Origin of the sequence: Oceaniglobus ichthyenteri, from assembly GCF_003057885.1 — a bacterium.
GTDB classification, from domain to species: Bacteria; Pseudomonadota; Alphaproteobacteria; order Rhodobacterales; family Rhodobacteraceae; genus Oceaniglobus; species Oceaniglobus ichthyenteri.
The window spans coordinates 75928-89405 of the sequence record NZ_QAGK01000009.1 but is presented as its reverse complement, the minus strand read 5'-3'; the positions used below and the strand labels follow the sequence as shown (position 1 = coordinate 89405).

Below are 13478 nucleotides of genomic sequence, written 5' to 3'. Positions count from 1 at the left end.
TTCGCAAAGGTCAGTGCCGCTCAGATCTGGGGCGCCCTTCGGTCAACGCCCCCTGATCCGCGGATCGAGCGCATCGCGCAGCCCGTCGCCGATGTAATTTACCGACAGTACCGTCAGCGAAATCGCCAAGCCCGGCCACATTACCCGTTCGGGGTATTGTTGCAAATAATCGGTGGAATCAAACAAAAGGCGGCCCCAAGTGGGGAAATCCGACGGAAAACCAAGGCCAAGGAAGGACAACGCACTTTCGGTGATGATGGCGTTGGCGATGCCCAAGGTGGCGCTGACCATGATGGGTGACAACACGTTGGGCAGGATATGACGGGTAATCATGCGCCGGTTCGGGGTGCCGATACTGCGCGCGGCCAGCACGAATTCGCGTTCTTTCAACGCCAACACATCGCCGCGCACGATGCGCGCGGTTTGCATCCAACTGGTGATGCCGATCACCCCGACGATCAGAATGAATATCCCGGTTTCCGGCCCAAACGCGGCGCGCAGCGGATCACGAAACAACAGGATGATGACCAACAACAATGGCAGCAAAGGCAGCGCCAGGAACAAATCGGTAAACCGCATCAGCAATCCGTCGAGCCGTTTGAAATAGCCTGCCAATACCCCCACCAAGGTGCCCAGGATCAGGCTGAGCACCATTGCCATCAGGCCCACCGAAACGCTGGTGCGCCCGCCTGAAATCATCCGTGCCAATGTATCGCGGCCCAACTGATCGGTGCCAAATGGGTGCGCCAGGCTTGGCCCCTGGTTGCGGGCGCGGATGTCGATGAATGTGGGGTCGATTGTCCAAAGCAGCGGCCCAAGGGTGACGGCCAACAGGATGAACACGAAAAACCCAAGCCCCGCCAGCGCGCCCTTGTGGGTGCGAAATTGATCCCACACGCCCCACCATTGGCTGCGCGGGGCGGGGGCCACACGCACCGGTTGCGGCGGGACCACGGCGGTATTGGCGCGCACAGGTTCAGTCATAGCGGATCCTTGGGTCAAGCACGCCGTACAGGATATCGGCAATCAGGTTGAATACCACAATCAGAATGGCGAAAATAAAGGTGAGCGTTTGCACCATCGGCAGATCGTTGGCTTGAATCGCGGTGATCAACAACTGGCCGATGCCATTCACCTTGAACACCTGTTCGGTGATGATCGCCCCGCCAAAGATTGACGGCACGCCAAGGGCGATCACCGTGACCACCGGAATCATCGAATTGCGCAGCACATGCACCATGACCACCACCATTTCCGACATGCCTTTGGAGCGCGCGGTGCGCACATAATCCTGATTCAGATTGTCCAGCATTGAGGCCCGCATATAGCGCGAAATCTGTGCCGTGGTTTGCAGCGCCAAAACCATCACCGGCATGATCATCTGGCGCAACTGCACCTTGAAGCTGGCCCAATCATTCACGACATGGGTGGTATCATAGATCGAGGGAAACCAGCCCAGTTGCACAGAAAAGATCACGATCAACAACACGCCGGAAAAGAACGGCGGCACCGAATAGCCGATCATCGAAACAAATGTACCGGCCTGATCAAACAGGGAATATTGGCGATAGGCCGAATAAATCCCGATCGGCAGGGCAATCAACACCCCGACGATATAGGCCATGCCAACCACCCACAGGGTTTGGGGCAGGCGTTGTACCACGATATCCATCACCGGGCTGCGGGTTTGCCATGAAATCACCCTTAATTTGCCCTCGGCGAAGGTGGTGCCAAAGTAATGATCGAACAGATTCAGCGGCTCGATCCAGAAAAACTGTACCAGCCATTTCCAGAACCGGATATGGCCCGGCTCGCCCAGACCCAAGGCCAGGCGCATCTTTTCCTTGACCTCGGGGGGCACGGTCATTGGCACTTGGGCCATCGGATCGCCGGGCGCCAGTTCCAACAGTAAAAAGATCACCAAAGCGATGAACAGAAGCGTCGGCACCGAAAGGATCAGCCGGCGGATCGTGAATGTCAGCATGGATGCCTCGGTTCAGGGCTGGTTGAGGGGTGGGTTTGCCCCCCTGCGGTACAGGGGGGGCAGGGGCAGATTATTCTGTGCGATACCAATCGGCGGCATTCCACAATTCAGAATCCCAAGTGTTCAGGATCACACCGCCCAAGGTGTTGGAATGGGCCGAAACCCGGCCCCGATCCACCAGCCCGACAATCACATGGCTGTCTTTGGTCAGCATGTCATTCAGCGCCTTGGCGATGCGCCCCCGTTCATCCAGATCACCGGTGCGGCCCAGTTCGGCCAGCAATTCCTCATAGGCCGGATCACAGAAACGGTTGATGTTTTCGCCCTGCCACTGGGTTTCCGGGCTGGGGATTTTGTCGCAGGTATAGGCGGCAAGATATGCCTCGGGGTCGGTGCCATCAAAGTTGTTGGCATACATTTCCACATCGGCATAAAACCGTTGGAACGTATCGGGCGAACCGGGATCACCGCCGAAATAGACCGACGCATCGATCTGGCGCAGCTCGACTTCAACGCCGATTTCTTCCCACCACTGTTTGATCAGCGCCTGAAAATCCTGACGCACGGCATTGACCGAGGTTTGATAAAGCAACGCCAGTTTCTTGCCATCCTTGTCGCGCACGCCATCGCCATTTGTATCGCTCCAGCCTGCTTCGTCCAGCAGGGCGCGGGCGCGGTCGAGATCCTGGGGCATACAGCTGGTGTTGTCAGAGGCATACATCGCCGGGGCCGGCACCAGATTGCAGGTGGCACGCCCCGCCTGACCATAGCCGATTTCGACCAACAGATCACGATCAATCGCGATGCTCAGCGCCTCGCGCACGCGAATATCCGACAGGATCGGGTGGGGATGTTTGGCCGTCGAACGCTCGCCCTCGGGCAGGTCGGGCGAGGGATCGGTCATGTTCATTTCCAACCGTTCCACCAAGGTGCCAAAGGCCGACACCGGCACGCCCTTGCCCGCGGCGGCCATGTTGGCGATGACTTCGGGGGCAAGTTGCAGGTTCCAGGCGTAATCGTATTCGCCGGTTTCCAGCACCGCGCGCCCCGCCGCCGCCGCATCGCCGCCCCCCTTTAGGGTAAGCGTGGCAAAGGCCGGTTTTGACGCATCGCGGTAATTTGGATTCGCCGCCATGGTGATCACGTCATTGGGGCGAAATTCGGTCACGGTGAAAGGGCCGGTGCCGATGGGGTTAAAGTTTTCGTCCGTGCATTCGGGTGCCCGCGCGCCGGTGCATTCGGCAAATTGCGCCGCCTGAAGGATTGGCGACTGGCCCCCCATGAAAGGCAAATAGGGGTTTGGTTTGGGTTCGTTGAACGTGACCTTGACGGTCAGATCGTCGATTGCCTCAACGTTTTCAACGCCTTCAAACTTTGCCAATTGCGCACAGCCCCCTTCGGGGTGCATGCAATATTCGGCGGTAAACACCACGTCGGCCGATGTGAAAGGTGTGCCGTCTGACCACAGGATGCCTTCTTTCAGCTTCCAGGTGATTGTGGTCAGATCTTCGGACACGCCACCATTGGCGACAGTCGGAATTTCGGTGGCAAGGAACGGCACAAGGTTGCCATCCTGATCATAGCGGCCCAATGGTTCAAGGATCAGCGACGCGCCTTCGACATCCTTGGTGCCACCCGACAGGAACGGGTTCAGGATTGATACCGCCTGCCAATAAATCACTTTCACTTCGCCGTCGCGTCCACGCTCGCCGGTGTGGGCGTCGGCGGTTGCCATGACCGGGGTCAGCGCCACCGCGGCAGCGGCCCCCAAAAGCGCAGTTTTCAGTTTCATGTTACTCTCCCTGGTTTATTATTCTGGTCGTCGTTCAGCAGGTGACAGGCGGCAAAGCATCCCGGTGACACCTCGCGGAATTCGGGGTCTTTCTGGCGGCAAATTTCCATCACCTTGGGGCAGCGGGTGTTGAAATTGCAGCCCTTTGGCGGGTTGGCTGGGCTGGGCACATCGCCGGTTAGGATTTGACGATGACGGTTGGCGGCAATCGCCGGATCGGGATCGGGAACCGCCGACAAAAGCGCCTGGGTATAGGGGTGCTGCGGCGTGGAATAGAGGGCGGCGCGCGGGGCCAGTTCAACGATTTTTCCCAGATACATCACCGCGACGCGGGTCGCGATATGGCGCACCATCGACAGATCATGTGAGATGAACAGATAAGTCAGGCCCAGGCGATCCTGCAAATCTTCCAGCAGGTTCACCACCTGCGCCTGAATGGATACATCCAAAGCGGCAATCGGTTCGTCACACACGATGAATTTCGGATTCAACGCCAAGGCGCGGGCGATGCCGATCCGTTGCCGTTGACCACCGGAAAATTCATGGGGATAGCGGTTGGCAAAATCACGGTTCAACCCGACCTGATCCATCAATTCAGCAATCCGCGCCTGACGTTCGGATTTCGACAGTTTCATGTGCTCGTCGAGCGGTTCGGCGATGATATTGGCCACCGACATGCGCGGGTTCAGCGAGGCTTGCGGATCTTGAAACACCATCTGCATGGTCGGGCGCATCTGGCGCAATTCCTCGGCGTTGACCTCGGCGATATCTTTGCCTTCGATCAGGATGGAACCGCCCGTGACCTCATACAGACGCAACAGGGCGCGCCCGCAGGTGGATTTGCCACAGCCCGATTCACCCACCAGCCCCAGGGTTTCGCCCTGATAAATATCAAAACTGACGCCATCCACCGCCTTGACCGCGCCAACGACCCGTTGAAGCAATCCGCCGCGAATGGGGAAATGCATTTTCAGATCGCGCACTTCGACCAGTTTGTGTGGCACGCTCATCTCGGTTTGTCCGGTGTTGGTGTGTGGGGAGAGGGCGGGAGCCTCCGGCGGGGATATTTTAAGCAAGAAAAAACCGGGCGTTGGTGGATTTCAATCATCGCGGTGCTCCTGTGGTTGGGTCCCAGAAACAGGCGGCGTCATGGCCGGGGGCGACGGGGCGGCGGGCCGGGTTTTCGGCGGCGCAGCGATCAAAATGATGGGCGCAGCGGGGCAGAAACGGGCAGGCGGTGGGGGACGCCGTGAGGATCGGCGGTTGGCCTTCGATCACTTGCAGGCGCTGGGCGCGCTCTCCGCTGACCGTGGGAATGGTTTTAAGCAGGCTGCGGGTGTAGGGGTGTTGGGGATTGGCGAACAATTCCTGCACCGGGGCCTGCTCCACCACCTGACCCGCATACATCACCAACACCCGGTCGGCGATGCCCGCAATCACGCCCAGATCATGGGTGATCCAGATGATCGCCATCCCGAGTTTTTCGCGCAGCTCTTTCACCAGGTCGAGGATTTGCGCCTGAATCGTCACATCAAGTGCGGTTGTCGGTTCATCGGCGATCAGCACTTCGGGATCGCAGGCCAGGGCGATGGCAATCATCACCCGTTGTCGCATTCCACCCGAAAATTGGTGGGGATAATCGTTAAGCCGTCGCCGCGCATCAGGGATGCCGACCAGTTCCAAGAGTTCGACGGCGCGGGTGCGGGCGGCGGATTTGGACAGGCCCATGTGTTTGCGCAGCGGTTCGCCGATCTGAAAGCCGACATTGAACACGGGGTTGAGCGATGTCATCGGATCTTGGAACACAAATCCGATGCGTTTGCCGCGAATATCGCGCAGGCCGGTTTCATCGATGGACAGCAGGTTTTGATCTTTGAACACCACCTGACCTGCACGGATTTCCGCGGGGGGCGTGGGCAGCAGACCGATCAAGGACATCATCGTTACCGATTTGCCGGAACCGGATTCGCCGACCACACCCAACAGTTCGCCGGGCCGTAAATCAAAGCTAACGGAATTGACGGCGTGGATTTCCCCTGCCCGCGTTTTGAATACAGTTTTCAGGTCCTTGACATCAAGGACGGGCGCGGCCCCATCGGGCATAGGTGACTCCCCAGTCGGTTTTTGATCCCGGATCGGTCATGCCGTCACAGGTTATCGGACAGCATTGCGCAAGATTCGGATTGTCACAACAAAAAATACTCAAACTGCCAAGGGTTTGTATCGATATGCAAGGAATGGTGGTTTTGCTTGACCTTCGGGTATGTGCGACGCACCTTTCGCCTGTCCCATTTGCAAGAGGCCGAAATGACCCCGTTGACCGCCCGTCAGATCATGGAAAAGCTGGTCAGCTTTCCCACAGTGAGCCGCGACAGTAACCTGGAATTAATCTCTTGGGTCGAAGAATATCTGAAGGGATACGGAATCGCCGCGACCCGCGTATATGACACGACGGGCAAAAAGGCCGCGTTATATGCCAATGTCGGGCCAGAGGTTGACGGTGGCATCGTTTTATCGGGCCATACCGATGTGGTGCCGGTGGATGGCCAGGCATGGGACACGGATCCATGGGTGGTCACACAAAAGGGCGGGCGGCTGTATGGGCGCGGCACCTGTGACATGAAAGGGTTTGATGCGCTGGCACTGGCCGCCGTGCCTTTGGCGTTAGAGCGGGGGGTGAAACGGCCCCTGCAAATCGCGCTGAGCTATGATGAAGAGGTGGGCTGTCTTGGGGCGCCGCCGATGATTGATGAAATGGTAAAACATCTGCCCCGTGCGGCGGGCGCAATCATTGGTGAGCCGTCGATGATGAAAACCGTGACGGCCCACAAGGGCAGTGTCGGGTATCATACCCATTTGCGGGGGTTTGAGGTGCATTCATCGTTGATACACACCGGTGTGAATGCGATCATGTTCGGGGCAAAGTTGATCGAATGGGCCAATGAGATAAACGCGCAGAACGCCGCCGCCAAACCCAGTGCGCTGGCCGACGTGTTTGTGCCGCCCTATACCACAGCGCATGTGGGACGGATCGAGGGTGGAACAGCCCATAATATCACCGCCAAGGATTGCATGTTCGGGATGGATTTCAGGGTTGTTCCCGGTGAATCCATGCAGGCATGGCGTGATCGTTATCTGGAAAAAGTGCGTCAGGTCGAGGTTGAAATGCAGGCGATTCACCCCGATACGCGCATCGATGTTGAACCCTATTTCAGCGTGCCGCCCCTGTCGCCGGAAAAAGCAGGCGCCGCCGAAGCCTTGGCGCGATCCATCACCGGCGACAATGGCACCCATGTCGTCAGCTATGGCACCGAAGCCGGTCAATTTCAGGAGCGGGGATATTCGGCCGTGGTATGCGGCCCGGGTGACATTGCACAGGCCCATCAGCCCAACGAATACATCGAAGTCAGCCAATTTGAGGCGGGCGAAGCGTTTCTGGCAAAAGTTGTCGATTCGCTTTGCCGTGAGGATGTTTGAGGCGGCAAAGACCGCGGCCAACCGATTTGCCGCTTGCCGCGGGCATCGGGCTTTGCCAGATTGATCAGGCCCAAAACAGGAGCGCCCCAGAATGCCCGTTAAAAACCGTTTCGCCGAATTGCTGCCCCGGATCACCGAGTGGCGGCGCGATTTCCACATGCACCCCGAATTGCAGTTCGACACCCACCGCACCAGCGGGATCGTGGCGGAAAAGCTTACCTCGTTCGGTTGTGACGATGTGGTGACAGGGATCGGGCGCACCGGGGTGGTTGGCGTGATCAAGGGGCGCAAAACCGATTCGGGCAAGGTGATTGGCCTGCGTGCCGACATGGACGCCCTGCCGATTATCGAAGACACCGGTTTGGATTATGCCAGTACCGCGCCCGGAAAAATGCATGCTTGTGGCCATGACGGACATACCGCGATGCTGCTGGGGGCGGCGCAATATCTGGCCGAAACCCGCAATTTTGACGGCACGGTTGTGTTGATTTTTCAACCCGCCGAAGAGGGCGGCGGCGGTGGTCGGGAAATGGTGAACGATGGCCTGATGGAACGGTTTGGCATTCAGGAAGTGTATGGGATGCACAATTGGCCCGGGCTGCCGACGGGCCAGTTCGCGATCCGGCCGGGTGCGTTTTTTGCCGCCACCGACATTTTTGATGTGTTCGTCGAGGGGCGCGGTGGCCACGGCGCCAAACCCCATGAATGTGTTGATCCGATTGTTGCGACATCGCAGATCGTGACAGGGCTGCAATCCATCGCGTCGCGCAATATCGATCCGGTAAAACAGGTGGTCGTGTCGGTGACATCCTTTCAATCCGAAGGCGACGCTTACAATGTCATCCCGCCGCGTGTACATTTGCGCGGCACTGTGCGCACCCTTGATCCGGGGGTTCAGGACAAAACCGAAGAACGGTTAAAGACGATTTGCACCCTGACTGCCCAGGCAATGGGATGTACGGCGACCGTTGATTACAAACGGAATTATCCCGTGATGGTGAATTCCGAGGCACAGACCGCCTTTGCCGCCGACGTTGCGGCATCGGTGGCAGGGGCCTGTGAGGATGCGCCATTGATCATGGGCGGCGAGGATTTCGCATTCCTGCTGAACGCGCGGCCAGGGGCGTATATTCTGGTGGGCAATGGCGATACGGCGGGGGTACATCACCCGAAATATAACTTCGATGATGACGCGATTCCTGCGGGCTGTTCCTGGTGGGCGGGCGTTGCCGAGCAGCGGATGCCAATCGGATAAAGCATGGCATCAACGATGCCGACAGGCCGCATTTGATGAAGCGCTCGGGCGGTATCAGCCGCCCGTGTGGCTCATATGGCGGGTCATTTGGCCATCTGCGCGCTGGCGGGAATAATCAAAATCGTGGCCCTTGGGCTTTAACGCGATGGCAGCGCGAATGGCGTTTTCCAAAACGTCATTTTCCGCCGATGCCCGCAGTGGGCCGCGCAGATCGGCCATATCTTCCTGGCCAAGACACATGTATAATTCGCCCGTGCAAGTCAGCCGCACGCGATTGCAGCTTTCACAGAAATTATGGGTGAGGGGGGTGATGAAACCGATTTTTTGCCCGGTTTCCTCAAGCCTGACATAACGCGCCGGGCCACCGGTGCGCAGGGCAATATCTGTCACGGTATAGCGTTCGCGCAATCGTGCGCGCAGATCTTTCAGGGACCAGTATTGATCCAAACGGTCCTCATTACCCAGATCGCCCATCGGCATCACTTCGATCCAGGTCAGATCGCAATCGCGCGCCGCGCACCATTCGGTCAGGGTGAACAGTTCGGATTCGTTGAACCCTTTTAACGCCACTGCGTTCAGTTTGACCCGAAGCCCCACCGCCTGTGCCGCATCAATCCCGCGCAAGACCTGCGCCAAACGGCCCCACCGGGTGACCTGTGCGAATTTTTCTTCGTCCAGAGTATCAAGCGAGACGTTGATCCGCCGCACACCGGCCGCGAAGAGATCGGCAGCGTATTTTTCAAGTTGCGATCCGTTGGTGGTCAGGGTCAGCTCTTTCAACGCGCCGCTGTCCAGATGCCGTGTCATGGCCTGAAAGAACGACATGATCCCGCGGCGCACCAAAGGCTCACCACCGGTGATGCGCAATTTTTCAACGCCCATGCCGATAAAGGTGGTACACATGCGATCCAGTTCTTCGAGCGTCAAAAGCTCTTTCTTGGGCAGGAACGTCATGTTTTCAGACATGCAATAAACGCAGCGGAAATCACAGCGGTCGGTCACCGACACCCGCAGGTAGGAAATGGCCCGCTGAAAAGGATCAATCAAAGGTACAGTCATGGCACAAGAGTAGGGGCCGCAAAGACCCGCCGCAAGGGGGATTGGCCGTTGCCGCCGATCCTGTCGTACACTATCTTGTCAGCTATGAACAAACTCTTACGCCCTGCCGCGGTTTGCGGCCTTTTTGCCATCTCGGCTTGTGCCCAGATGCCCGAATTTTTGCGCACCGGCGATGCGGCTGCCCCCGCCGACGCCAGCGCCCCTTTGGATGCAACAGAAAGTGCGCAACCCGGCAGTGCCGAGTTGAGTGACGATGTGCGCGATGTGGTCAGCGCACCGCCCCCAGCCGCCGCCGCCCGCACCGAAGAAGAATTCGACACAACCACCGATGCACAGCGCAAACAGGCCGAAGCGGCCCCCGTCGCCGCAGGCGAAGTGAAACTTGGCGAAACGGTCGCATCCTTGGGCGATCCGACCCAAGGCGGGTTCTGGATCAAATCGCCGCTTGTGAAAACCGCCGGTCCCGGGCGTATCGAAAACCCTGCAAACGGCAAATCAGCCTTGGTGGAACTGATCCCGCTTGCCGGGCCGGAAACCGGCGGGTCACAGGTGTCGTTGGCGGCGCTGCGCCTGCTTGAGGCGCCGATTACCGACCTGCCGACACTGGTTGTTTACGCAAACTGATCGGGCCTATTCCACCGTAACTGATTTGGCCAAATTGCGCGGCTGATCAACATCGGTGCCTTTTGCGATCGCGGTGTGATAGGCCAACAATTGTGCCGGGACAGCATAAAGGATCGGTGCGAAAACCGGGGCGACTGTGGGCATTTTCAGCACCTCCCAGGTGCCGAAACCGGCTTCGGTCACGCCGCAGGAATCGGTGATCAACAGCACCTTGCCTGCCCGCGCCATGACCTCTTGCATGTTGCTGACGGTTTTATCGAACAGCGCATCACGGGGCGCCAGAACGATCACTGGCACCTGTTCGTCGACCAAAGCAATCGGGCCGTGTTTTAGTTCACCCGATGCATAACCTTCGGCGTGTATGTAACTGATTTCCTTTAATTTAAGTGCGCCCTCAAGGGCTAGGGGAAACATCGCGCCACGGCCCAGAAACAGGATATCCTGCGCCTCGGCCAACTTGCGTGCGATGGTCACGATCTTGTCCTCGGTGGCCAGGGCCTGACTCATCAAACCGGGCAGGGCGCGTAAATCATCGCGATGATCGGCCAAGGTTTCGGGCGCCAGTGTGGCCCGATCTGCGGCCGCGCGCAGGGCGAGTAGGGCCAGAACCGTCAATTGGCAGGTGAATGCCTTGGTCGAGGCCACGCCGATTTCAACGCCCGCCAGAATTGGCAGCGCCACATCGCTTTCGCGCGCGATGCTGCTTTCGGGCACGTTGACCACCGACAGGATCGCCGCCTTGCCCTGACAATAGCGCAGGGCGGCCAGGGTATCTGCGGTTTCGCCCGACTGGCTGACAAATATCGCCATGGTTCGTGCGCCGATGGGCGGCTCACGATATCGAAATTCGCTGGCCACGTCCACTTCGACGGGGATTCGGGCCAATTGTTCGAACCAGTATTTGGCGGTGAGACAGGCATAAAATGCCGTACCGCATGCGACCATGATAATCCGGTCAATACCGTTGAAATCGGGCAAGTCATCGGGAAATTCGATCGTGTCGCCGGTGATGTAATGGGCCATGGCATCGGCCAAAACCACCGGCTGTTCGGCGATTTCCTTGGCCATCCAATGTTTGTGACCGCCCTTTTCAACCCGTGTTTGATCGGCTGACAGTGTTTTCATGTCACGATTCACGCGCTGATCGGTGTGATCGAATATTTCAACCGATGTCCGGGTCAGGATCGCGCGGTCGCCTTCGTCAAGATATGTGATTTGATTGGTCATCGGCGCGAGGGCAATCGCATCGCTGCCCACATACATTTCACCGTCGCCGTGACCAATGGCCAAGGGGGACCCCTTGCGCGCCACAATCATCAAATCGTCATGGCCATCGAACAGGAACGCCAGCGCGAAAGCGCCTTCGAGCCGTGCAAGCGTCAGGCGCGTGGCCGCAATCGGGTCATGGCCTTCAGAGAGGTATTTCTGAGTCAGCAGCGCGACGGTTTCGGTGTCGGTCTGGCTGTGAAATTGATACCCTTCGCCAGCCAGCTCTTCGCGCAGGGTGCGAAAATTCTCGATGATTCCGTTGTGCACGACGGCGACCGGCCCCGCCTGATGGGGATGTGCATTGGTTTGCGTTGGCGCGCCATGGGTGGCCCAGCGGGTGTGCCCAATGCCGGATTTACCCGCCAACGGGGCATGGACCAGATGGTCTGACAGGTTGACCAGTTTGCCCACCGCACGGCGCCGATCCAGGACGCCGTTGTTCACGGTGGCGATGCCGGCACTGTCATACCCGCGATATTCCAGCCGCTTCAATGCCTCGACCAACATTGGGGCCACTTCGTGGGTGCCCAGGATACCTACAATTCCGCACATTAATCAGAATCTTTCTGTTTGTTTTTCTTTAAAAAATTTAACTTTTCGAACATTTGCGTCGCAAGCCCCGGTTTGTTCACCTGTTTGGCCCGCCCAAGTGCCAGATCACCGGCGGGCACGTCAGATGTGATCACCGATCCGCTTGCCGTCATGGCACCTGCGCCGATATTGACCGGCGCGACAAGCATCGTTGAAGACCCGATAAAGGCCGAGGCGCCAATCGTCGTATGGTGTTTGAAAACACCGTCATAATTGCACGTCACCGTACCGGCGCCGAGATTGGCATGGGCCCCGATGGTTGCATCACCAACATAGGACAAATGATTCACTTTTGCCCCATCACCGATCTGGGCGTTCTTGATTTCGACGAAATTGCCGATTTTCACTTCGTTGCTCAGCTCGGCGCCGGGGCGCAAGCGGGCATAGGGGCCGACGATGGCGCGCGCGCCCACATGACACCCCTCAAGATGCGAAAACGCGCGAATTTGTGCTTCGGTTTCCACGGTCACACCGGGGCCGAATACGACATTGGGCTCGATCACCGCATCGCGGCCCAAATGGGTATCGTGCGAAAAGAACACTGTGTCGGGCGCGATCAGGGTCACGCCATTTTCCAACGCTTCGCGGCGCTTGACGGCTTGAAATATCGTCTCACCCTTGGCCAATTCGGTGCGGGTGTTGATGCCCATGGTTTCGGCCTCGGGGCAGGTGACGGCGGTGGCCGACAGGCCGCGCGCGCGCGCCACGGCCACGATATCGGTCAGGTAATATTCACCCGATGCGTTGGTGTTGTTGACGCCATCCAGAAGATCAAAAAGAATCGTGGCGTCAACGGCAAAAATTCCGCCATTGCAAAGGGTTATCGCGCGTTCTTCATCGGTCGCGTCCTTGAATTCCACGATTCTTTGCAGGGTGTCGCCCTGCATGACCAATCGGCCATAGCGGGCCGGATCCTGTGGGGTGAAACCCAAAACAACCACGCTGTGATCGCGCCGCGCCGTGGCCATTTTCGCCAATGTTTCGGGGCGGATGAATGGCGTATCGCCAAACAGAATGAATACCGTGCCTGTCGCGCCCTCTAATGCGGTCCGGGCGCTGGCGACGGCGTGACCGGTGCCCAATTGTTCGCTTTGGGTGACGACGGTGATGTCGGGGTCAAGTGTTTCTGCGGCGCCGCGCACCTGATCGCCGCCATGGCCAACAACAAGGATCCGGCGCTGGGGCTCCAGCGCATCGCCCGAGGCAAGGGCATGGGCAAATAGCGGTGCATTGCCAATTTCATGCAAAACCTTTGGCCGGTCCGATTGCATGCGCGTGCCTTGGCCTGCGGCCAGTACGATAAGATGTGTGTCCATGACCGCTCTTTCATTTCTTTTCTTTGTCTTTTAACCCGTGACGGCCATCTCACAAGGGGTGGGGCGATCAAAAAGCTTTACGATACATTTCAGGGGCGGGACTATCCCGCC

At 58.3% G+C, this 13478-nt stretch carries 11 protein-coding genes; 3 read left to right on the top strand and 8 right to left on the bottom strand.

The features are described from left to right. Positions 1-42 precede the first annotated feature (42 nt). From C8265_RS13970 to C8265_RS13950, 5 genes are all read right to left on the bottom strand, one after another. Positions 43-984 carry an ABC transporter permease gene (locus tag C8265_RS13970; RefSeq protein ID WP_108484637.1) on the bottom strand — a complete coding sequence of 314 codons (942 nt, stop codon included), beginning with the start codon at positions 982-984 and terminating at the stop codon, positions 43-45. Then, positions 977-1984, bottom strand: a complete 1008-nt coding sequence (locus tag C8265_RS13965; protein WP_108484636.1) for an ABC transporter permease — start codon at positions 1982-1984, stop codon at positions 977-979. Before C8265_RS13965 ends, C8265_RS13970 begins: the two co-directional genes overlap by 8 nt. 70 nt (positions 1985-2054) lie before the next feature. Further along, positions 2055-3776: a peptide ABC transporter substrate-binding protein gene (locus C8265_RS13960; protein WP_108484635.1), complete on the bottom strand. Its 1722-nt coding sequence runs from the start codon at positions 3774-3776 to the stop codon at positions 2055-2057. Beyond that, positions 3773-4786, bottom strand: coding sequence for an ABC transporter ATP-binding protein (locus C8265_RS13955; RefSeq protein ID WP_108484634.1), 1014 nt, complete (start codon positions 4784-4786; stop codon positions 3773-3775). The genes C8265_RS13960 and C8265_RS13955 overlap by 4 nt, the downstream gene beginning before the upstream one ends. A 94-nt stretch (positions 4787-4880) precedes the next feature. Then, complete coding sequence (locus tag C8265_RS13950) at positions 4881-5879, bottom strand: ABC transporter ATP-binding protein (protein WP_108484633.1); 999 nt, start codon at positions 5877-5879, stop codon at positions 4881-4883. A gap of 204 nt (positions 5880-6083) precedes the next feature. On the opposite strand from C8265_RS13950, the gene argE reads away from it, so the two are divergent. Both argE and C8265_RS13940 read left to right on the top strand, forming a co-directional pair. Beyond that, positions 6084-7253: an acetylornithine deacetylase gene (gene argE / locus C8265_RS13945; protein WP_108484694.1), complete on the top strand. Its 1170-nt coding sequence runs from the start codon at positions 6084-6086 to the stop codon at positions 7251-7253. Between the two features lie 91 nt (positions 7254-7344). Next, positions 7345-8508, top strand: a complete 1164-nt coding sequence (locus C8265_RS13940; protein ID WP_108484632.1) for a M20 aminoacylase family protein — start codon at positions 7345-7347, stop codon at positions 8506-8508. A gap of 54 nt (positions 8509-8562) precedes the next feature. Here the strand turns inward: C8265_RS13940 and moaA are convergent, their stop codons facing one another. Further along, a complete protein-coding gene (moaA, locus tag C8265_RS13935; RefSeq protein WP_108484631.1) occupies positions 8563-9567 on the bottom strand; it encodes a GTP 3',8-cyclase MoaA in 1005 nt (334 codons plus the stop codon). 147 nt (positions 9568-9714) lie between these two features. Between moaA and C8265_RS13930 the strand changes: the two genes are divergently transcribed. Beyond that, positions 9715-10191, top strand: coding sequence for a hypothetical protein (locus C8265_RS13930; protein WP_240611089.1), 477 nt, complete (start codon positions 9715-9717; stop codon positions 10189-10191). Between the two features lie 6 nt (positions 10192-10197). On the opposite strand, the gene glmS is transcribed toward C8265_RS13930, so the two are convergent. Together glmS and glmU are read right to left on the bottom strand one after the other, a co-directional pair. Further along, complete coding sequence (glmS, locus tag C8265_RS13925) at positions 10198-12012, bottom strand: glutamine--fructose-6-phosphate transaminase (isomerizing) (RefSeq protein ID WP_108484629.1); 1815 nt, start codon at positions 12010-12012, stop codon at positions 10198-10200. Next, positions 12012-13367 (bottom strand): bifunctional UDP-N-acetylglucosamine diphosphorylase/glucosamine-1-phosphate N-acetyltransferase GlmU, encoded by a 1356-nt coding sequence (glmU, locus tag C8265_RS13920; RefSeq protein ID WP_108484628.1) that lies wholly within the window; start codon positions 13365-13367, stop codon positions 12012-12014. The genes glmS and glmU overlap by 1 nt, the downstream gene beginning before the upstream one ends. Positions 13368-13478: the final 111 nt, after the last annotated feature.

Bases quoted from the DNA above. Each gene is read 5' to 3' on its own strand.
- C8265_RS13970 (WP_108484637.1), bottom strand. From the start codon at position 984: ATGACTGAACCTGTGCGCGCCAATACCGCCGTGGTCCCGCCGCAACCG.
- glmS (WP_108484629.1), bottom strand. From the start codon at position 12,012: ATGTGCGGAATTGTAGGTATCCTGGGCACCCACGAAGTGGCCCCAATG.
- C8265_RS13950 (WP_108484633.1), bottom strand. From the start codon at position 5,879: ATGCCCGATGGGGCCGCGCCCGTCCTTGATGTCAAGGACCTGAAAACT.
- C8265_RS13965 (WP_108484636.1), bottom strand. From the start codon at position 1,984: ATGCTGACATTCACGATCCGCCGGCTGATCCTTTCGGTGCCGACGCTT.
- moaA (WP_108484631.1), bottom strand. From the start codon at position 9,567: ATGACTGTACCTTTGATTGATCCTTTTCAGCGGGCCATTTCCTACCTG.
- C8265_RS13940 (WP_108484632.1), top strand. From the start codon at position 7,345: ATGCCCGTTAAAAACCGTTTCGCCGAATTGCTGCCCCGGATCACCGAG.
- argE (WP_108484694.1), top strand. From the start codon at position 6,084: ATGACCCCGTTGACCGCCCGTCAGATCATGGAAAAGCTGGTCAGCTTT.
- glmU (WP_108484628.1), bottom strand. From the start codon at position 13,367: ATGGACACACATCTTATCGTACTGGCCGCAGGCCAAGGCACGCGCATG.
- C8265_RS13960 (WP_108484635.1), bottom strand. From the start codon at position 3,776: ATGAAACTGAAAACTGCGCTTTTGGGGGCCGCTGCCGCGGTGGCGCTG.
- C8265_RS13930 (WP_240611089.1), top strand. From the start codon at position 9,715: ATGCCCGAATTTTTGCGCACCGGCGATGCGGCTGCCCCCGCCGACGCC.
- C8265_RS13955 (WP_108484634.1), bottom strand. From the start codon at position 4,786: ATGAGCGTGCCACACAAACTGGTCGAAGTGCGCGATCTGAAAATGCAT.